Annotated in this window: 19 protein-coding genes; 10 read left to right on the top strand and 9 right to left on the bottom strand. The window is 57.6% G+C overall.

Annotated elements, in window-relative coordinates; translation table 11 throughout:
• The 6 genes from Q1A71_RS20355 to Q1A71_RS20330 form a co-directional block, all read right to left on the bottom strand.
• Positions 1–1,015: MlaD family protein (locus Q1A71_RS20355; RefSeq protein WP_299681011.1), on the bottom strand; the 1,015-nt coding region annotated here is incomplete at its 3' end.
• Complete coding sequence (locus Q1A71_RS20350) at positions 1,012–1,656, bottom strand: paraquat-inducible protein A (RefSeq protein WP_299681008.1); 645 nt, start codon at positions 1,654–1,656, stop codon at positions 1,012–1,014. The genes Q1A71_RS20355 and Q1A71_RS20350, both read right to left, overlap by 4 nt.
• Positions 1,623–2,261: a paraquat-inducible protein A gene (locus tag Q1A71_RS20345; RefSeq protein ID WP_299681005.1), complete on the bottom strand. Its 639-nt coding sequence runs from the start codon at positions 2,259–2,261 to the stop codon at positions 1,623–1,625. Before Q1A71_RS20345 ends, Q1A71_RS20350 begins: the two co-directional genes overlap by 34 nt.
• A 64-nt stretch (positions 2,262–2,325) precedes the next feature.
• Entirely contained in the window at positions 2,326–3,723 is a 1,398-nt protein-coding gene (gndA, locus tag Q1A71_RS20340; protein ID WP_299681002.1) for an NADP-dependent phosphogluconate dehydrogenase, read from the bottom strand.
• Positions 3,720–4,616, bottom strand: a complete 897-nt coding sequence (locus Q1A71_RS20335) for an SMP-30/gluconolactonase/LRE family protein (protein ID WP_299681000.1) — start codon at positions 4,614–4,616, stop codon at positions 3,720–3,722. The genes gndA and Q1A71_RS20335 overlap by 4 nt, the downstream gene beginning before the upstream one ends.
• Positions 4,617–4,672: 56 nt before the next feature.
• A complete protein-coding gene (locus tag Q1A71_RS20330) occupies positions 4,673–5,704 on the bottom strand; it encodes an L-idonate 5-dehydrogenase (protein ID WP_299680997.1) in 1,032 nt (343 codons plus the stop codon).
• A 111-nt stretch (positions 5,705–5,815) separates the two neighbouring features.
• Here Q1A71_RS20330 and Q1A71_RS20325 point away from each other — a divergent pair, with 111 nt between their 5' ends.
• Positions 5,816–6,574, top strand: a complete 759-nt coding sequence (locus tag Q1A71_RS20325; RefSeq protein ID WP_299680994.1) for an SDR family oxidoreductase — start codon at positions 5,816–5,818, stop codon at positions 6,572–6,574.
• Between the two features lie 489 nt (positions 6,575–7,063).
• Here the strand turns inward: Q1A71_RS20325 and Q1A71_RS20320 are convergent, their stop codons facing one another.
• Complete coding sequence (locus Q1A71_RS20320) at positions 7,064–8,212, bottom strand: BID domain-containing protein (RefSeq protein WP_299680991.1); 1,149 nt, start codon at positions 8,210–8,212, stop codon at positions 7,064–7,066.
• Positions 8,213–8,296: 84 nt separating this feature from the next.
• Here Q1A71_RS20320 and Q1A71_RS20315 point away from each other — a divergent pair, with 84 nt between their 5' ends.
• The 9 genes from Q1A71_RS20315 to Q1A71_RS20275 all read left to right on the top strand — a co-directional run bounded on the left by Q1A71_RS20315 (position 8,297) and on the right by Q1A71_RS20275 (position 15,928).
• Complete coding sequence (locus Q1A71_RS20315; protein WP_299680988.1) at positions 8,297–8,560, top strand: type IV secretory system conjugative DNA transfer family protein; 264 nt, start codon at positions 8,297–8,299, stop codon at positions 8,558–8,560.
• A gap of 260 nt (positions 8,561–8,820) precedes the next feature.
• Positions 8,821–8,994 (top strand): helix-turn-helix domain-containing protein, encoded by a 174-nt coding sequence (locus Q1A71_RS20310; RefSeq protein WP_299680985.1) that lies wholly within the window; start codon positions 8,821–8,823, stop codon positions 8,992–8,994.
• A 6-nt stretch (positions 8,995–9,000) separates the two neighbouring features.
• On the top strand, positions 9,001–9,327 hold the full coding sequence (locus Q1A71_RS20305) for a helix-turn-helix domain-containing protein (protein ID WP_299680982.1): 327 nt from the start codon (positions 9,001–9,003) through the stop codon (positions 9,325–9,327).
• An 83-nt stretch (positions 9,328–9,410) separates the two neighbouring features.
• The gene (locus tag Q1A71_RS20300) at positions 9,411–9,986 is read left to right on the top strand and encodes an IS30 family transposase (protein WP_299680979.1); all 576 of its coding nucleotides are present in this window, start codon (positions 9,411–9,413) and stop codon (positions 9,984–9,986) included.
• A gap of 566 nt (positions 9,987–10,552) precedes the next feature.
• Complete coding sequence (locus Q1A71_RS20295; protein WP_299680976.1) at positions 10,553–11,857, top strand: nucleotide sugar dehydrogenase; 1,305 nt, start codon at positions 10,553–10,555, stop codon at positions 11,855–11,857.
• A gap of 13 nt (positions 11,858–11,870) precedes the next feature.
• Positions 11,871–12,815: a Gfo/Idh/MocA family oxidoreductase gene (locus tag Q1A71_RS20290; protein ID WP_299680973.1), complete on the top strand. Its 945-nt coding sequence runs from the start codon at positions 11,871–11,873 to the stop codon at positions 12,813–12,815.
• Complete coding sequence (locus Q1A71_RS20285; RefSeq protein ID WP_299680970.1) at positions 12,812–13,402, top strand: acyltransferase; 591 nt, start codon at positions 12,812–12,814, stop codon at positions 13,400–13,402. Before Q1A71_RS20290 ends, Q1A71_RS20285 begins: the two co-directional genes overlap by 4 nt.
• A gap of 59 nt (positions 13,403–13,461) precedes the next feature.
• Positions 13,462–14,586 carry a DegT/DnrJ/EryC1/StrS aminotransferase family protein gene (locus tag Q1A71_RS20280; RefSeq protein WP_299680967.1) on the top strand — a complete coding sequence of 375 codons (1,125 nt, stop codon included), beginning with the start codon at positions 13,462–13,464 and terminating at the stop codon, positions 14,584–14,586.
• Between the two features lie 487 nt (positions 14,587–15,073).
• Positions 15,074–15,928 (top strand): SDR family oxidoreductase, encoded by an 855-nt coding sequence (locus Q1A71_RS20275; RefSeq protein WP_299680964.1) that lies wholly within the window; start codon positions 15,074–15,076, stop codon positions 15,926–15,928.
• A gap of 267 nt (positions 15,929–16,195) precedes the next feature.
• On the opposite strand, the gene Q1A71_RS20270 is transcribed toward Q1A71_RS20275, so the two are convergent.
• Together Q1A71_RS20270 and Q1A71_RS20265 are read right to left on the bottom strand one after the other, a co-directional pair.
• On the bottom strand, positions 16,196–17,152 hold the full coding sequence (locus tag Q1A71_RS20270; protein ID WP_299680961.1) for a glycosyltransferase: 957 nt from the start codon (positions 17,150–17,152) through the stop codon (positions 16,196–16,198).
• A gap of 33 nt (positions 17,153–17,185) precedes the next feature.
• Complete coding sequence (locus Q1A71_RS20265) at positions 17,186–19,099, bottom strand: hypothetical protein (protein WP_299680958.1); 1,914 nt, start codon at positions 19,097–19,099, stop codon at positions 17,186–17,188.
• Positions 19,100–19,250 lie beyond the last annotated feature (151 nt).

Below are 19,250 nucleotides of genomic sequence, written 5' to 3'. Positions count from 1 at the left end.
GGCTGTCACCAAACTCATCGGAATCGACGATGCCCGACAGGCTCTCGACCGAGCCGATCCGCAGCCCGCTCCACTCCACGGCGGCGCCCACCGTGAGCCCGGAGATGTTCTCGTCGAAGATGACCCGCAGCTCCAGTAGATCGGTCTCGGAGGCGTTGAAGACACTGTTCCGCGCGCTGGCATCATCCGGATAGACCTCAAACACGGTGCCATCGGTGACCCGGCGCCCGCCGGAGACGAAGGTGTCGAAGGTCAACCCACCGCCGACGAGGGATGCGAGCGAGGAGAAATCGACCTCGGCGCCCGAGGGGCCAAGAGAGACGCTGAAACCAGAGCTGTCCCAGAAGCGGGTGGAATTGGTAATCAGGCGTCCGTGCGGCTCATAGATGATGGCCTCGGCGATGGCGAAGGAGCCGGTGCGCGAAATCCGTGCCGGACCGACCCGGCCGACCTCGATGCCGCGAAAGAGGATTGGCGCGTTGTCCGTGAGATACCCGCCAGGGCGCGTGCGCAGCGCGATCTGCAAACCTTCCTTTCCGGGTTGGAACAGGGGCGCAGCCTCAAGACCCCTGAAGCTCGTGCGCTCCGGACCGACCTCGCTGTCCCAGGAGCCTTCGATGAAAATACCGCTGAGCACCGTGTCGAGACCCGAGACGCCTTGGATCGTCAGCTCCGGCTGCACCACCCAGAAGGAGGCGCCTGCATCGACGAAGGGTGCGATTTCCTTGTCCAGCCGCACCTCGGCGACAACGCCTTCGAGGCCTTCAGCAAAGGTCACATTCTCGACCACCCCAACCGTCACATCGCGGAACCGCAACTCGGTCTGCCCGGCGGCAATACCGGCGCCACTCTCAAACTCCACCGAGATCAGCGGCCCGCGGTCGTTGTAGGATTGCCAGGCCACCACAAGCGAGATGACCAGTGCGATCAGAGGGATCACCCAGACGATGGAAGCCCGGCCAAAAAAGCTCTCGCGCGCAGGACCAATCGGCACGGGGGCGGGGGTGTCGTTCATTCTTGTTGTTGTCCTTTGCCCTGCTGCGCATCCCAGATCATGCGACTGTCAAACGCCTGTGCCGAGAGCATAGTGAAAATCACCGAGAGCGCAAAAAAAAGACTGGCCAGCCCGGGGTTGATGGCCACCAGCACTTTGAGCTGGACCAGCGACGACAGGATGGCGACGACGAAGATGTCGATCATCGACCAGCGCCCGATGTAGTCGACCACCTCATAGAGCATCTGTCGCTGGGTCTTGGAGACGCTCGAGGGTCGCGTAACGGAAATGGCGAGGAAAGCGATGGCCATGAACTTTCCCAAGGGGATGGCGACGCTGGCGAGCAGGATGATTATAGCGATGCCGACGTTGCCATAGTGGATGAGCTCGATTGCGCCGCCGACAATCGTGTCTTCCTGAACGAAGAAGAGCGTGCGGGTCTGGAGCATGGGGTAGAGGTTGGCGGGGATGTAGCACATGAAGCCCACGATCCACCACGCCCAGACCCGTTGCAGGCTTTTCAGGTCCCGCTGGACGAGCTTGCGCCCGCAGCGCGTGCAGATCTGCACCTCGGCAGGCCACACCTGCAAACAGCGCGTACAGGCGACGACACCGAGGTCGCGGGCGCTTATGACCGTTTCGGTTTGCTCAGCGCGTTCCATACCGACCACCTGCACAGGAAGTTATCCTGCACCACAACCAGCACCACGAGGATGGCAAACATCCAGAACGCGGGGCCAAAACTTACATCCGCCAGATCGCTGACCTTGACGAGAGCCACCGCGCACCCGATGGCAAAGATCTCGGCCATGGACCAGGGCCGCAGCGCCTCGGCCAACCGGAACGCCTGTGCCGCGTGGCGCGCCGGGGGACGGTCCATCACGATGGGCACCAGCACGTAGAGCGACAGCAGGACGCGGGTGAGCGGCACGAAGATGATCAGGGCCGCCGTGGCAAGCGACAGGACGACCAGCGGCCCATCGCTGAAGGCGAGGGCGGCATCGAGGATCGATACAGAATTCCGCGCGCCTGCCGCCGAAATGGACAGAAACGGAAAGATCGCCGCCGCGGTGATCAAGATCACAATCGCCACCGACAGTGCGATGATCTGCAATCCGGCCTTGCGGCGTGGCATGATCAGCACTGTATCGCAGCGGTGACAAACCGCGCGCTCGCCATGACCGGGGCGAGACAGCGTGTAGGCCGCATCGCAATGTGGGCACACGATCAGGTCATCGCGGGGAATCGGCGCAGTCACAGCGGTCATGATCTGTTTTTACACGGATTTTTGGCAAAGACATATGCTGCAAACCGGGGCAGGCGCCTTGGCGCTAGCCTGCCCATGGCCCATGCTGATCCGTGCTGCCATCATCAAGCCGCGCAAAGCCATGCAGCCCGAAGTAGTCGCGCTGGCCCTGGATTATATTCGCGGTGCCTCGTGCGGTGCGCATCGCGTCGAAGTAGGCAAGGCCCGACGCGAGGGCAGGCGCGGCGCTCCCATGCAGCGAGGCTGCCGCCACCACCTCGCGGAGGGCGTTGTGGCTGGCCTTCAGATGATCGGCAAAATACGGCGCGAACATCAAGTTTTGTGCTGGGTTCTGTGTCAAGGCGTCGGCCATGTCGTTCAGCATATCCGACCGGATGATGCAGCCTTCGCGCCAGACCCGCGCGATATCGGGCAGCGGCAACGCCCAGCCAAACGCTTCGGATGCGGCAGAAATCATCGTGAACCCCTGCGCATAGCAGAGGATCTTGCCGCAGATGAGTGCCTGCTCTAGCTGATGCTCTTCCAGTGTACCGGATGGCATGGCCTTGGGTGCAGCACCGAAAAAGGCTTCGCCATCAGCGCGGGTGTCGCGCCGGGACGACAGGTTGCGCGCGACCACGGCAGCTTCAATCGCTGGCACCGGGGCGGCGAGATGCTGCGCCTCTATCACCGTCCAACGCCCGGTGCCTTTCTGGCCCGCGGCATCGACAATCACGTCGAGCAGGGGGCCACCGGTCGCCGGATCCGTGGTGCCCGCCACTTTGCCCGAAATCTCAACAAGATAAGATCGTAACGGCCCGTCGTTCCAGCGATCAAACACGACACCGATCCGCGCGGCGTCATAGCCCATGCCGTCGCGCAGGACGCCGTAGACCTCGGCGATCATCTGCATGTCGGCATACTCAATACCGTTGTGCACCGCTTTCACGAAGTGGCCGGCGCCTTCTTCGCCCATCCACGTGGCGCAGGGGGTGCCTTCGTACTTTGCACTGATCGCCTCGAGAATATGCGACACCCGGTCCCAATGGGTGCGCTGACCACCCCCCATGATGGATGGCCCATGGCGCGCACCCTCTTCACCGCCGGAGACGCCGACACCGAGAAACGGCCCCTCCGCCGCGCGCATACGGCGGTTGGTGTCGTGGAAATTCGCGTTGCCTGCGTCGATGATCAGGTCGTCAGGGCCGAGCAGGGGCCGCAAAGCGTCGATCTGTGCGTCCACGATTTCGCCGGCAGGCACCATGAGGATGATGGCCCGCGGCTCGGCCAACGCGCCGACAAACGCCTCCAGCGTCTCAGTCGGTGTGATCCGCTCCGCCAAATCACCGGCTTCGCTGTGGAAGTCCCGCGTGACCTGCGCAGTGCGGTTAAAGACCGCAATGTCAAAACCTTTTTCGGCAATGTTCAGCGCCAAGGCCGACCCCATCGTCCCAAGGCCAATGAGGCCGATCTCGCTACTCATGGAACTTGCACTCCGCGCCGATTGAGGATCACCCGATAGACGCTGGTTGTCGCCGTGATGTAAAGCTCATGTTTCGCCCGCCCGCCAAAGCAGATGTTCGAGACCAACTCAGGCACAAGGATCTTGCCCAGAAGCCGCCCGTCCGATGCGATGCAATGCACCCCATCGGCGGCGGAGGACCACAGGTTGCCATCGCTGTCGGCGCGGATGCCATCCGCCGCCCCGGGATCGATTGTGTGAAAATGGCGCCCGTTGGCGACACTGTCATCGGTCACGTCGTAGACTCGGATATGCTGCGGATCGTCACTGAACATGCGGCCCGTGTCGGCCACATACAAGAGCGACTCGTCCGGTGAGAAAGCCAAACCATTGGGGCAGTTCATGTCGTCAACCACTACGTCGAGCGCGCCGGTTTCGGGATCGGCCCGATAGACCACGCAAGGATTTTCCTGTTCGCTGGCAAAGCCTTCGTAGTTCGTCATGATCCCGTAGTGCGGGTCGCTGAACCAGATGCTGCCGTCGGACTTCACCACCACATCGTTGGGAGAATTCAGCGGTTTGCCATCATGTCTGTCGGCAATCACGGTAAGGCTGCCGTCTAGCTCTGTCCGTGTCACACGCCGCTGCCCATGCTCGCAGGAGATCAAGCGCCCCTGCCGATCCCGCGTATGCCCGTTCGCATAGTTCGACGGGGCTCGATAGGTGGTGACGTCCGCGTCCGGCGTCCAGCGCATGATCCGGTTGTTGGGGATGTCCGAAAAGAGCAGGCACCCGGCATCGCCAAACCACACCGGACCCTCGACCCAATCAAATCCGGTCGCGAGCTGTTTGACCGGTGCATTGCCCATCACGTATTGTCCGAAGACCGGGTCATACACCTCGAAGAATGACATCGGATTGTCCCCTCTTTTTCATATCAGGATGGCGGCCTGCAGGCCGGGAAGCCCACTCAGGCGAAGGCGATCTGTGCTTTCATGGCCTGGGTGCGATCGCTGGCCAGCTCAAAGGCTTTGACCGCGTCTTCCAGATTGAGCGTCTGGGTGATCAGTGGCTTCACGTCGATAAGGCCCTTCTGCATCAGCGTGACACCGGTGAAGAACTCCTCGTGAAAGCGAAACGACCCACAAAGGCGCAGCTCCTTCGCCGTGAGGGCCTGCACAGGCAGCGTCATATCGCCGCCGAGCCCCAGTTGCACAATCACACCGCGCGGACGGAGCACCGCGATCCCGCCAGCAAGCGCGGGGGCGGCCCCGGTGCATTCGAAGAGGACATCGAAGTGCCCCTTGTCAGCCTCGTAGCCCGCCAGCCCGTCTGGCGCGCTCGCCATATTGATCACCCTGTCAGCACCGTTGTCCGCGGCCATCTTGAGGGTGAAATCTGTCAGATCAGTAGCAACAATCTCCGCCGCCCCGGCACGCCGCGCCGCCAGAATGCAGAGCAACCCGATGGGCCCGCAACCGGTGACCAGAACGCGCTTGCCCAAGAGCTCCCCGACCTGCCGCGCCCCGTGCAAACAGACGGCCAGCGGCTCTGCCATCGCCGCTTCACCTGTTGTCAACCCATCGGCCGGGGCGCATTGCCGCTGATCTGCAACAAGGACCTGACGAAACGCGCCCTGGATGTGCGGAAAAGGCATCGCGGAGCCGTAGAACCGCATATTCAAACAGTGGTTCTGCGTTCCTTCCTCGCAATAGCGACACTTGCCGCAGGGACGGGACGGTGACACGGCCACCAACTGACCGACCTCGAGGCCCGAGACCTCCGATCCAAGTGCGGTGATATGACCTGACACCTCATGCCCGAGGATCATGGGCTCCTTGATCCGGATCGTGCCAAATCCCCCGTGCTGGTAGTAGTGCAGGTCTGACCCGCAAATCCCACCCGCCGCAATCGCGACCTGAACCTCTCCGGTGCCTGGTGTCTCTTCAGGCTTGTCTTCGATCCGCAGATCACGGGGCGCGTGGATCACCAGCGATTTCATGATGTCCCCTCCTGAGCCACTTTTTTCGTAGCCCTCAGCTTACTTGACTTCGTGCGTTACCGGTAACATAACCAGCTTCGAAATTGACGTCGAGCGCAAAGAGGGACCCCGATGAGCCTAAATCTGTTTGACCTGAGCGGGCGGCGCGCCCTGATCACGGGCTCTTCTCAGGGTATCGGCTTTGCCCTTGCCAAGGGCTTGCAAGATGCGGGCGCCGAGGTGGTGCTAAACGGGCGCGATGCCGGCAAGCTGCAGGCTGCGGCCGAAACACTCGGCGGCGCCATCCACACGCTGCCCTTCGATGCGACCGACCATGACGCCGTGCGCGCCGCCGTCGACGGGTTCGAGGCGGAAACGGGCGCCATCGACATTCTGGTGAACAACGCGGGCATGCAGCACCGCACCCCGCTGGAAGACTTCCCAGCCGACGCCTTTGAGCGCCTGATGCAAACAAATATCGCCAGCGTCTTTCACGTCGGGCAAGCCTGCGCGCGGCACATGATCGGGCGTAGTCAGGGCAAGATCATCAACATCGCCTCGGTGCAAACGGCCCTGGCACGGCCCGGCATCGCACCTTACACGATGACCAAAGGCGCAGTGGCGAACCTGACCAAAGGCATGGCGACCGACTGGGCGAAGCACGGGCTCCAATGCAACGGCCTGGCGCCCGGCTACTTCGACACACCCTTGAACGCAGCGCTCGTCGCCGACGCGGAGTTCTCTGCATGGTTGGAGAAGCGCACACCCGCCGGCCGCTGGGGCAAGGTCGAAGAGTTGGTCGGCACCTGCATCTTCCTAGCCTCGAATGCATCGTCATTTGTGAACGGTACGACGGTTTTTGTGGATGGCGGGATTACCGCCTCCTTATGATCGGTGTTGCAGCAGTCGTCTCGGTTTGTGGCTGCACAACAACCCAGCGCGGGTAGGTTATCCTCACCCAGCGCGCCGCTTAGTCACGAGAAACGTCGTTTTCAACACAGCTTCTCCATAGGTTTTTTATAATTGGGCATCAAAGGCAATCTCGAGCACTGATACCATATCAGTCTCGGAGACTACGAGCTCGACACGGATATCCTCTGAGAAATCAAGTTGTGTCATAACAGAGAGGAGTAGGGTTGGCGGAATGTCGCGCAAGGACCCTCGTAATCCTAACAGCGGTGGAGGGCGCTTGCCACCTAAAATTGCGCCTCGCCTTTCGCGCTCTTTCGCTTATGCCCTGGAGAGCTACTACAGCCTAAAATCCAGGTTGCGCGACTGCTCCAACCTTTGTTGCTCTGCGATGCTTTGCTTGACGCGCTTGAGTTGCCGCAACTTGGGGATATGGGCCATGAGGCGCGTCCTGTCGGTCTTGGCGACCTCTCAGGGTGCAAAGTCATCATAACCCGCTAAGAAGCGCTCAAGCGGCCCCCGGCGCTTGCTGAGTGCCGCCTGGAAGCCGTCCAGCCGTGCCATGACCTCCGGAGCATCCTTCCCGGCTTGTTCGAACGCGGCTGCGAAAGCCTTTTCGCCCTCTCGCGCCGCGCCATCAAGCCGCCGGAGCAAGGACGACGCCTCTTGCGAAAGGGCAGGGATGCCGACACCAAGCCGCTTGCGGCGCTCGCTCTCAACACCGCGCTCCTGGGCTTCCATCGCCTCGAACATCCCGCGATAGTCGCCGATGCGCCGCCGCAGCGGCGGGATTGCGGCAAGCGCCGCCGCGCGTTCCTCTCGGGCCGCACGTCCTGCCATCAGGCCCGTGCCGCCTCGCAATGGGGCCACACTCTCGGGGTCCTTGAGAACTCGGCTGGCCATGCGATCCGCTGCGTCGAGCGGTTCTGCAAGCAGCTGACGGAACATCGCCATCGCAGCGTCCGCGTTTCGGAAGACCTTTGCCGTCGCAGCCTGCAGGTCGCGTTCAGCCTCCGCCGCTTTCGACGAGGCCAAGGCACGGTCACGCGCCAACTTCGCAGCGTCGCGATCCGCCTCAACCATAGGCGCAATCAACCATTCGCTCGCTCTGGACACTTCTTGCGCAACAGCCTTTAGGCGGGTCACGAGGCCCGCGAGGCGCTTGGCCTGGCGTGCGATGGTGTTGCGCACACTGCGCAGCACGGACTGTTTGGACGCGAGACCCCGCCGCTCGCCAAATTCGATGGCGCTCTGGATATCGAAGCCGTTTACGTAGTCGAGCGTGCTGGACTTCAGGCCGGACCGCGACAAACGGTTTTCCAACTGAGCATGGACCATCTCGTCTACGGTCCGAAGCGTCCACGTGTTGCGATGGGTCCGCGTACCATCGGGCAGGGTGACAGGGGTGGACCCAAGGTGCTGCAGTGCGATCTCGCCGCCCACCTGGAGCACGGCCTCCGACATGACCCGCTCAAGATCCTTGCTCCAAAGCGTGTGCTGCTTGCCGTTCGCGCGTTCCAGCTTGACGTAGTAGCTCTCGCTCTTTTGCGGGTTGTGCTCAAAGGAGGCCGCGCCGTGCGCCACCAGACGACCCGCCCGCGTGTCGGCGAACTCGTCCATCGCCGCATAGAGCTACACATCTGTCCTGTGTCGCGTCATCGCCACGTAGGTCAACTGCCGATCCATCGTACGCGACGCCAGGACATGTGCGGCGAGTACACAGTGGAGACTGTGACCCGATCCAAGTCCAGCATGTTCAGCAAACGCGCCACCAACACGCGCAACTACTCGGACCAAAAGCGACGCTTGATCCTGGCGCATGAGATCCTGCAGGAGATGCGCTCCGACGAACAGCTCGTCTTTGTCCAGGGCCGCCGCCCGCTGCGCTGCGGGCGCGCCGTCTACTTCCGCCGTCCGGAGATGGTTGCGAAGGTCGGCGTAAACCGCTTCTCGAAGAAGGCCAATTGATAGACAAGCAGTGGCCATGGCAAAGTTTCGCGTTTTACGAGGTGTCGCATGCGTCAACCTGGTCCAGTGGATGCCATTTCTCAGAAGGTCGGAATGCCAGCGTCGCTCTATTCATCGTCCACAAAGGCATGGTGAGCCGCTTCAACACCGGCCGTCTTTTACCATAAGATCGATTATCTGTGATCTAGGTGTAGCGGGCGCACATTCTGAACTGGGTTGCGACAAATCCCCCATCTTGCTGGAAAGCAAGGAGAATGGAATTGGCCCATACAGAGCTGGATTTGCGTGAGAGACGCGCAATTGAAGACATGTTGCACGCAAAGGTGCCTGTGAACGAGATTGCAGCGTTGATCGGCAGGCATCGCTCGACGGTGTATCGCGAGATCAAGCGCAACAGTTTTGAAGATGACGAGTTGCCAGAACTGAATGGCTAATACGGCGTGACAGCTCAGCGAACGGCCGACGCCAGGCGTGCGCGTCGGCGCAAGCTGATCCGGCTTGATGATCTTCGCGCGCATGTCATCGCGCAGTTGAGGATCAGCTGGACGCCGGGACAGATCGCGGGCCGCCTCGGATATGATGGTCAGCCGATCCGTGTCAGCCACGAGACGATCTATGCCTATGTTTACAGCGCTGACAGTCAATCCGAAGAACTGGCGCGCTATCTTCCCAGCCGACGTAAGAAACGGCGACCGCGCTACGCGAGACGGCCCAGAGGCCAGGTTTTCCCGCCGGATCGGTCCATTCATCAACGCCCTGAGCTGTGAAGACGCGCGAGGTCTTCGGAGACTGGGAAGGCGATCTGATGATCTTCGAGCGCGCCCACCGTCCAATGAACGTCGCCTGACTGGTGAAGAGGAAAACGCGATATGCTGTTCTGTTCAGAAACAACGACCGCAACTCAACGCACTTCATGAACAAGCTGATGGATGTGATGGAACCCCTCCCCCGGCCAGCCCGAAAGTTGATCACTTTCGGCCTTGGCTTTGAGTTCCGCGCATGGCGGAAACTCAAATCTGGCATTGGCACCGACAGCTGGTTCTGCGACCCCCAAGCGCCTTGGCAAAAAAGACCGGTCGAGAGCCTCAACAAACGCGCGCGTCGATACTTGCCAAGCGACACCCAGTTGGTGGCGCTCTCAAATCGCAATACGAAGGCGATTTGCGGCCGCCTGGACGCACCCGCCCAGAAAGTGCCCGGGATAGCAGACGACCACCGAGGCATTCAGAGAAGAGATGATGAAACTGAGATAGCGCAAACCGTCGCAACGATCCTTGAGCCATCAACTTCAGAGGCGTACCAATGGCACCGCCTAACTTCACCAGATTCTCGATTTAGAACAATTGGTGACGCATGTTGCGCCGACCGAGAGCAAATACCCCAGCAGACATCAAACAACATGCGGCGTCAGCAGGACCCAAGTTGAAACAATCAGTTGAAGAAAGATGGTGGTAAGAATGAATGTCGCCGAAGGGGAAGGCCGTCCAAGCTAGAGCCTAAATCCGCCTTCAAGTGCGCCTCGTATTGGAACCCATCGGATTTGAACGAGTTCAGTGGATCTCTGCTGGGTCTCTTCAGCAGCTTCAAATCTGGGTTTGTGCGCGTTCATCCAGCCACCAAAGGACAAAGATCGTCTAAAGGGCATCCGAGAGCGGCGTTCCAGTTTGCTATATTCTGGTTTTACTCTCTAGATACGGTTAAACCGCTTCGACCGGCCAAGCTGGCAATTGTGTTCACTCCACAGCCATAGTCGCGTTGCGTGCCAATCCTCTGGAGTTCCGCAAAAATCGTCCAGAAAGCACCTACACTGCGATTGAAACCTCGATTTCGACCTGCCCCACCCTGCCAAAGTTGGCGGAAACAGAAGCAACCTCGGCGTTCACCTCTTGTACGATCAATCGCAAAAACGCCGCTTGTTCTTGCGGACCGAACCCTTGCAGTGCTGTCACGCATCTGCGAAATGCGAGGTATGTTCTAACGGAGAAGATGCTCATGACTGAGTTTACGGACCGAGTGAGCGATGGCTCTGCCGTTGTCGGCATTCTGGGCTTGGGCTACGTCGGCGTGCCCTTGGCCCTAAGGATAGTGGAAACAGGCCTCAAAGTCATCGGCTTTGACGTTCTCGAAGAGCGAGCGCGCCAGTTGAACGCTGGCGAAAGCCCATTCAAGCACATAGCCAACCAACAAATCAGCAGCATGATAGAAGGCGGTTTCGAAGCAACAACCGACTTTGCGCGCGCAGGCGACTGCGACGCGCTTATCATCTGCGTACCAACACCTCTAAATGAAACTCGCGAGCCTGATCTCAGTTTCGTTCTCTCTACAATGGACAGTCTGAAACCTTATCTGCGCGCTGGACAGATGCTTACCTTGGAGAGCACTACCTGGCCTGGAACGACTGCCGAAAAGTTGCTTCCCTATGTCGAGGGCGCTGGGTTGGACGTAGGCACTGATTTTTACCTCGTGTACTCGCCAGAACGGGAGGACCCTGGGAATGCCAACTATACGACACGCACCATCCCGAAGGTCGTCGGCGGTCACACGTCCGCCTGTCTTAGAGCAGGCGAGGCTCTCTACTCAAAGTTCATCGACCGCGTTGTCTCCGTGTCGTCGACCCAAGCCGCGGAGCTGGTCAAACTACTCGAGAACATACACCGCTCAGTCAACATCGGACTTGTCAACGAAATGAAGGTCGTAGCCGATGCCATGGGGCTCGACATCTTCGAAGTGATCGACGCAGCGGCAACCAAACCGTTTGGCTTCACGCCGTACTACCCTGGCCCCGGAATAGGGGGGCACTGCATACCCATTGATCCATTCTACTTGACTTGGAAGGCCCGCGAATATGGGCTGCATACCCGCTTCATTGAGCTGGCGGGCGAGATCAACAACAAAATGCCTCAATATGTCGTGGATAAGACGATCCGTGCACTCAACCAAACAGGGAAATCGCTGAAAGATGCGCGAGTTCTCGCGCTCGGCATTGCGTACAAGCGCGACGTGGACGACATGCGCGAGAGCCCGTCGGTCTTTGTGATGGAAATCCTACGAGATTGGGGCGCCCAAGTCTCTTATTGCGATCCAAATGTACCGGTCTTCCCGGTGATGCGAGAGCACAAGTTTGATCTCAAAAGCGAGCCGCTGACCAGCGATGTTCTTGCTAGTCAGGATGCGGTGATCCTGCTCACCGATCACACCGACTTTGATTACGATCTCATTGCCAAGCATTCGAAAATTGTCATTGATACGCGCGGCAAATACCGGGACGCGCCCACCGCCAATGTTGTGCGCGCGTAAAGGAGTTTTCGGGATGAAGAGCTACGCCTTGATTGGTGCTGCTGGCTACATCGCGCCACGCCATCTGAAAGCGATGAAAGAGACAGGCGGCACGCTTGCGGCCGCGTTTGATGTGAATGATAGCGTTGGCATCATGGACAGCTATTTTCCTGACGCTGCCTTTTTCACCGAGTTCGAGCAATTCAATGCGCACCTTCAGGCTGAATACTATGCCCGTCGCGCTCTGGACTATGTTGCCATCTGCTCGCCGAACTACCTTCACAAAAGCCATTGTGCCGCTGCAATGCGCTTTGGAGCGCACGCAATCTGTGAAAAGCCACTGGTACTTGATCCGTCAGATCTTGACGATCTTATCGAAGTCGAAAGGCAAACTGGTCAGCATGTTAACTCGATTCTGCAGTTGCGGCTACACCCTGCAATCATCGCGTTGCGCAAAAAGGTCGCTGAAGCCGACGCAGGCAAGATCTGGGATGTGGACCTAGGCTATTTCACATCGCGCGGGGCGTGGTACCATGCCAGCTGGAAGGGTTTAGTCCACAAATCCGGAGGGATTGCAACTAACATAGGAGTGCATTTCTACGACATGCTAGCCTTCGTCTTTGGTCCGCAGACAAGAAGTATCGTACATCATCGCGGCGACGACGCGGCGGGCGGCTATCTGGAGTTGGAGCGCGCGCGGGTTCGCTGGGTCCTATCAATCAACCGTGACCACCTACCCTCTCACACGCCTATCGGCCAGACCACTCATCGGTCTATAACTGTCGATGGAGAAGAGATCGAGTTCTCCGGTGGCTTCACTGATCTACACACACTCAGCTATCAGTCCATCCTCAATGGTGAGGGATTTGGCCTGGACGTCGTACGCCCGTCCATCGAAACGGTCGCCCATATCCGTACTGCACCTATCCAGTTGCATAAGGGGGAGCAGCATCCCGACCTGGCCAAGGTGATCGGATGAGCGAGGCCGCTCGGATTCATCCCGACGCCGTGGTTCACGAAAGCGTTTATGTAGATGCACCGGCGACAATCGGGGCAAACACGAAGCTTTGGCATTTTGTACATATTCTTGCGCACACGCATATTGGAGCGAATTGCTCGCTGGGCCAAAACGTTATGGCCGGGCCGAGTGTGACGATTGGTGACGGCTGCAAAATTCAAAACAATGTGGCGCTGTACAAGGGGGTCACTTTGGAACAGGACGTGTTCTGCGGCCCATCCTGCGTCTTTACCAATGTACTCACGCCTCGCGCCCATTTAGAGCGAAAAAACGAGTTCAGTGACACACTGGTTAAGCGTGGCGCCACGATTGGAGCAAACGCGACCATCGTCTGCGGGAATACGCTCGGCACCTATTGCATGATCGCCGCCGGCGCTGTTGTGACAAAGGATGTTCCAGACTTTGCCCTAATGGCAGGGGTTCCTGCGCGCCAGATCGGATGGGTCTCGCGTTCGGGTGACAGACTAGGCGATGATCTGATGTGTCCACGAACGGGCGAGCACTACGAAGAACGCGGCGGTGTTCTTATCCTTGTCGCGACCTCCTGAACATACCCAGTTCCGAAGAAGTAACAGACTTGAACATGTCAGCCCCTAGGAGACACGACATGCAATTCATTGACCTGGCAGCACAACAAAACCAAATCCGGGATCGGATCGACTCGCGGATTGCAACCGTACTTGATCATGGGGTTTACATCATGGGCCCAGAAGTTGTGGAGTTCGAAGAGGCATTGGCAGATTTTTCGGGTGCCAAAAATGTAGTAACCTGCGCTAACGGTACGGATGCTCTCCTGCTCGCGCTGATGGCGTGGGGGGTACAAAGCGGCGACGCAGTATTTGTACCATCTTTCACCTTCGCGGCCACTGCGGAGGTGGTACCATGTATGGGTGCAGTACCTGTCTTTGTTGATATCGACCCACGCACGTTCAACATGGCCTCCGATAGTCTGCGCCATGCCATAGCACATGTTTTGGAGATTGGATTGCGCCCAGCTGCTGTTATTCCAGTCGACCTCTTCGGATTGCCGGCAGATTATGATTTGATCACCGAAATCGCTTGCGCGCACGAGATGCCGATCCTTGCCGATACGGCTCAAGGATTTGGCGGCATCTACAAAGGCTCACCATCCGGCACGCTCGGCGATGTCGCTTCAACCAGCTTTTTCCCAGCCAAACCTTTGGGCTGCTACGGGGACGGGGGGGCGCTCTTCACGGGCGACGACGATCTCGCCGAGCACTTGCGTTCGTTACGCGTCCACGGCAAAGGATCCGACAAATATGATAATGTGCGCATAGGTCAGAACTCGCGCCTCGACACCCTACAAGCTGCAATCTTATTGGAAAAGCTGGCAATCTTTACAGATGAACTGGATGCGCGCCAGCGCGTGGCTGATCGATACACGTCGGCGCTCAGCAATCTTGTCACGACACCCTTTGTACCTGACGGTCTGCGCTCCGCTTGGGCGCAATATACACTGAAGGCCGAGACCACTGCCGACCGCTCTCTGATTATGGCTGGTCTAGAGGAGCAAGGCATACCGACCGGCATCTACTATCCAAAACCGCTCCATCAGCAGACTGCTTATGGCGGTTTTCCCATCGATCCAGAGGGACTGCCAGTGACTGAAGATCTCGCACAAAGGGTCTTCTCGCTACCTATGCATCCTTATCTAAGCGAAGCAGACCAAGATCGTATTATCGATGTGCTCTATTCGCTGCTGCCAGAATGAACAAATTTGTTGATCTCGACATATTGTGCTCGAATGTCGACCTCCTTACATGATCGAAATTCGTTCTCTCTAACATCAGAGAGAAGAGCTCTTTCTCAAATGGATCATCGACCCAACCCTCAATCGGTGCTCACTATAACCTTCTCGTCCTCCCTCGGAACGCTCATCAGAGAAATTGCCAACACTGCTTCCATCGCTGATCGCGGCATCAGAGAGCTGATTGTAGCTCTGTTCCGCTGCAGTATGGCCACGTTGAGGGTCTAGGGAGCCTTGGCATAGTGGAGCTGTGGCACTTCGGGACTGGATATCGACATACACCAGTGCTAGCCCCTCACCAAAACGTCTGTCGTAAACTCAATGGGTTCACGCAAATTGCCTTGCTTTGTGACGAGACTGATGAAAGCTTTTCCGCAATGATTGGCTGTTGTGTGCAGCCGTCGGTAACCCTCGATAGATCTCAATGCGCTCTGGCGAAGGAAACGGCGAAATGAAGATATTGGTACTCGGCGTGTCCGGCATGTTGGGTCATGTCACTTTCCGAAAGCTGAGCAAAGACGCATCACTAGAAGTATGGGGGTCGGCCCGTTCAAATGGAATGCTTTCCTATTTCGATGCTTCGCTGCACGACAAGGTTCTGACAGGTGTTGACATTTTGGACGAATCAAGGCTTGTCGGATTGCTGGATCGGCTCAGACCAAACGTCATCGTCAATTGTGTAGGACTTATCAAACAGCTCGAAAATGCGAATGATCCCTTGGTCGCATTGCCAATCAATTCGCTTCTACCGCATCGCCTTGCCCGACTTGCAAGCCTTGTGGGCGCGCGGTTGATACATATGAGTACAGACTGTGTTTTCTCCGGTGCTCGAGGCAGTTATTCGGAGAAGGATCCCAGTGACGCGAATGATCTCTATGGCCGATCCAAGTTCATCGGCGAAGTCGACTACGAGAATGCTATCACTCTGCGGACTTCAATCATCGGTCCGGAACTGAACCGCGCTACGGGGCTGGTTGGTTGGTTCTTGGCTCAGGAAGGGGCGATCAAGGGCTTCACTCGCGCAATCTTCTCAGGGTTGCCGACAGTCGAGTTGGCCGGAGTTATACACCGCCATGTCCTATCACGACCCGACTTGCGTGGTGTGTATCATGTTGCAGCGGAGCCGATCTCAAAATATGACTTGTTGAGACTTATTGCGCAGAAGTACGGCAAGACAATCAAGATTGTCCCCGATGATGCGCTCTCCATTGATCGCTCGCTAAATGGAGAGCGCTTCCGCGCCCAAACGGGATACACAGCCCCTCCATGGCCCGAACTTATCACACGAATGCGCGACTTCGCGTGAGGGTGGGCACTTTTGGGGTTGGGACGGTGACGATCACTGCGCGCAACAAGATCGCCTATACTCCTTACATAGTCGGCGAGAATTCTGAGCCTAAAGATGCCCGCGTTTTTTCTCATGACGACGGCAGGAAGCAGCTCAAAGCGCGGCTGGCTACGACAATCCAAGGTATAGACTAGTAAGGCTGATGACATGCAGCAATCGATTTGGCGGCATACTCTTTCAAAACCGACAACCGAGCTTACGACCAATGCCAGGACGCAAGCCGACTTAGGCGCGTCTGTCGCGCCCAATGACTGAACGCAACATCCAAAGGATTTGATGTGCTCGTCGATTAAAAGCCGCATTCAACAGCAACCTGTAAAAGCGCCGCTCGATAAGTAGCTTTGGGTAGTGACGCAACCCAAGTCCTGTGTTCAACAACCCTGGTCCTGCCCGACCCGCCCTAAAATGAAGCTGCGCGCTTAACAAGTGAGCGTTTGCTTTGGAGCGGGTCTCCAATCCTCGCACCTCATCAGGAAGATCTTGCCGCTCAAAGAAGCGCTGGATAATCGTAAATGGCTCTGCGGCTTGTTGGGGTGTTGCGGCTGCATAGGTCTGCGACTCTTCATGCACACGGAATGACGCAAGTGCCTCGTCTAAATGGACGAAGGGCCCCTTGATGCAAAGACGCAACCAGAAGTCATAGTCCGGCATTTGCCGGTACGCTGGATTCCAAGGTCCTGTAGCGAGATAGGCATCGCGCCGGAAGAATGCGCCTGGCCCCGGCAGGCACTGTACGTCGCCGATCAGTTTTCTGATATCAAAATCTGGGGCGACGATTGTCCGGATTGTCCGCCCCGCTGGATCGATCAAACGGAAGTTACAATACACCGCGACTGCCTTCGGATTGGTCTCAAGTATTTGGACGCTATGTGACACGGCGGTCGGATCCAATCCGTCATCTGCGCTTAGATATCCAAGGATCGAACCGGACGCTGTGGCCCATCCCACCTCAAGCGCCTTGGCTTGGCCTGCATTCTCCTGATGAATAACGTATACGCGTTCAGTCCCGTAGGTGGTCTGCAACTCAGCGAGCACTTCTGGCGTGTTGTCTGTCGAGCCGTCATCAACGATAATCAACTGTGTGGCCGTAAAGTCCTGTGCCAAGACACTTTCAACAGCACCTGCCAGATAATCAGCGTGATTGTAGGCTGGGATTACAATGGAGACTATTGGACCGGTCATGTTAAACATCTGTTATGAAAGAAGCGTGACATATCAATTTGCCCAAGCAGGCGACCACGTATTGGGCCGTCCGCCCGGACAGATTGGTTTCGAGTCTTCAGGCAGCTCGATCTCGAAGAGGTAAATCTGTCCAGTCTGCATCAGCAACGTTGCATCTTGGTTCGCTGCCGCTGCCCGAAGTATTTGATCATGACTGCTCCCATCGGCCACCAGATATCTGAAACCAAGGGCTTGCAGTCTATTAACGGGAGCGTTCGCCTCATGCACGCTCTTCGCCTCATCGAGGTTTGGGCCACAAAGAAGCTGATCCGTGCGCAACCAGTAGGTGTAGTATCCTGCAACAAAGACGCGGTCTTGAGGTGTGCCTTTCTCTGCGAGCAGGCGCTGTGGCGCGCAATAGTCACTCGCCATGGCACATTGATCAAGTGTGCCAACTGCATAGGCGGGTAGCGCGCGCAACGTTGGAAGCACGTGCCAGCTTGAACCCGCCAAAGCGGCCCACATCACGCAAATCACTCCAAATCGAAGTACGCCGTAAGCCGAAAATCGTCTGAGGAAATGCTCTGTCGCCACCGCAAGAACCGGTACGAAAAGAAGAACGGTTGCGAGGAAGTAACGTGGTGCGATGATCGAAGGACGCAGAGCCACCCATATCACAAGCCCTGCAAAACCTGCATATGCCAAGCGGCGCAAAAGCTGCCTACCTTCGCCGAGTTCCTTCCAAACTAGCCAAATGAACGGCGCAAATGCGAGCATAACAAAAGACAGACTTCCGCCCATCATGGGGTAACGCCCGAATACCAAGGCAAATGGATATGTTGCGAGGATCCAGTTTGTAACATCCGGGGCAAACCATACCTGATTTAACCACGCGCCGTCTTGAGGCCCCCCGATGAATGGCGCCAGCGGCGCACCAAAAACTGCAGCGTTCTTAACCAGATGCGGCACCCATGGAAGAGTAGCCCAAACTGATGTCCGCAAAATCTCCATCCCGGTGACAACAGACGCACGGCTAAGGGTCCCATGCCGCCCGTCCAAGTTTCGCCAGATCAGAAGTACAAACAGCGTTGGAACCAATGTCGGAAGATAGGAGAACTTTGAGACAGTCGCAGCACCGGACATTAGTCCAACCCAGACAAGCATGCGCGCGTGCCTCTTCTCTAAAGTTGCGAGCAAAGCCCAATAAACAGCCGCAAGCCCAAAGGCAGCTGCAAAGAGATCGACCTTTCCGTCAATCGCGTAGAACATAAAAGTTGACGAAGATAGAAGGATCACAGCGAGCACCAGTCGTGATGTGGGACCACCGCCACAAATGCTGCAAATCCGACTTAGAAATACGGCACTAGCAAAGGCTACCGGTATTGCAAACAGCTTTGCCGCACCCAAGTCCCCAATCGTCATTAGCGCAGCAAAGTGAAGCTCTCCCGGCAAGCTGATGGTTGAGAAAAACGTGAAGCCGGCCGGCATTGCAGTGAGCTTTCCGGTCTCGGAAATCAAACGCGCATAATTGATGTAAAAGGCCTCAGCATCGCCGATCGGTGGAGTAATAAGGGCCGTAAGCACGTAACCCAGCGAGAGGATAATGACTCCGCCCGACAAAAGCCTTTCGCTCCAAGGCAGTTGCTTTAGTCCCAGAGAAACAGAGCTGGCACTCCAGTGCCGCTTGGCCAGCCCCCAAAACATTGGCAACCCGACGATCAGACCCGCCAGCGTCAGGATCCAGACAGGCATCAAACAAATGCGTCCTATAACACCAAGAAGCGTTAAGAAAGCACCATTCACCACGATACCGAGAAGGAAGGCCGTCGTAAGATCGACACCGTCTGTTCGGTCCTCGCGATACACAAGAGCCCAAGCAATGCGCCATCCGAAACCCAGACATGAAAACGCGTAGACGAGGACCGTGACCACACTCCAAATCGCCGAGATGGCGCCGGCCGTCTGCATCTCTACTACCATAGCACCGATGGACTGTAGAAAAGGCCATAGACAGCGCTTTGCAATGACTGGATAGGGTCGGGTAGCATGTCTATGAGTGAACTGTCGCGGGGTATCATGACCAGAGCAAACAAAACCGTCACGGCTCCCATCCATGCCA

The organism is uncultured Roseobacter sp. (assembly GCF_947493125.1).
In the GTDB taxonomy this organism is placed as follows: Bacteria; Pseudomonadota; Alphaproteobacteria; order Rhodobacterales; family Rhodobacteraceae; genus Roseobacter.
The sequence above is the reverse complement of the archived record's forward strand: the minus strand, read 5'-3'. Positions and strand labels throughout refer to the sequence as shown.

Coding starts and splice junctions, on each gene's coding strand:
- Q1A71_RS20350 (WP_299681008.1), bottom strand. CDS start 1,656: ATGGAACGCGCTGAGCAAACCGAAACGGTCATAAGCGCCCGCGACCTC.
- Q1A71_RS20345 (WP_299681005.1), bottom strand. CDS start 2,261: ATGACCGCTGTGACTGCGCCGATTCCCCGCGATGACCTGATCGTGTGC.
- gndA (WP_299681002.1), bottom strand. CDS start 3,723: ATGAGTAGCGAGATCGGCCTCATTGGCCTTGGGACGATGGGGTCGGCC.
- Q1A71_RS20335 (WP_299681000.1), bottom strand. CDS start 4,616: ATGTCATTCTTCGAGGTGTATGACCCGGTCTTCGGACAATACGTGATG.
- Q1A71_RS20330 (WP_299680997.1), bottom strand. CDS start 5,704: ATGAAATCGCTGGTGATCCACGCGCCCCGTGATCTGCGGATCGAAGAC.
- Q1A71_RS20325 (WP_299680994.1), top strand. CDS start 5,816: ATGAGCCTAAATCTGTTTGACCTGAGCGGGCGGCGCGCCCTGATCACG.
- Q1A71_RS20320 (WP_299680991.1), bottom strand. CDS start 8,212: ATGGACGAGTTCGCCGACACGCGGGCGGGTCGTCTGGTGGCGCACGGC.
- Q1A71_RS20315 (WP_299680988.1), top strand. CDS start 8,297: ATGTGCGGCGAGTACACAGTGGAGACTGTGACCCGATCCAAGTCCAGC.
- Q1A71_RS20295 (WP_299680976.1), top strand. CDS start 10,553: ATGACTGAGTTTACGGACCGAGTGAGCGATGGCTCTGCCGTTGTCGGC.
- Q1A71_RS20290 (WP_299680973.1), top strand. CDS start 11,871: ATGAAGAGCTACGCCTTGATTGGTGCTGCTGGCTACATCGCGCCACGC.
- Q1A71_RS20285 (WP_299680970.1), top strand. CDS start 12,812: ATGAGCGAGGCCGCTCGGATTCATCCCGACGCCGTGGTTCACGAAAGC.
- Q1A71_RS20280 (WP_299680967.1), top strand. CDS start 13,462: ATGCAATTCATTGACCTGGCAGCACAACAAAACCAAATCCGGGATCGG.
- Q1A71_RS20275 (WP_299680964.1), top strand. CDS start 15,074: ATGAAGATATTGGTACTCGGCGTGTCCGGCATGTTGGGTCATGTCACT.
- Q1A71_RS20270 (WP_299680961.1), bottom strand. CDS start 17,152: ATGACCGGTCCAATAGTCTCCATTGTAATCCCAGCCTACAATCACGCT.
- Q1A71_RS20265 (WP_299680958.1), bottom strand. CDS start 19,099: ATGCAGACGGCCGGCGCCATCTCGGCGATTTGGAGTGTGGTCACGGTC.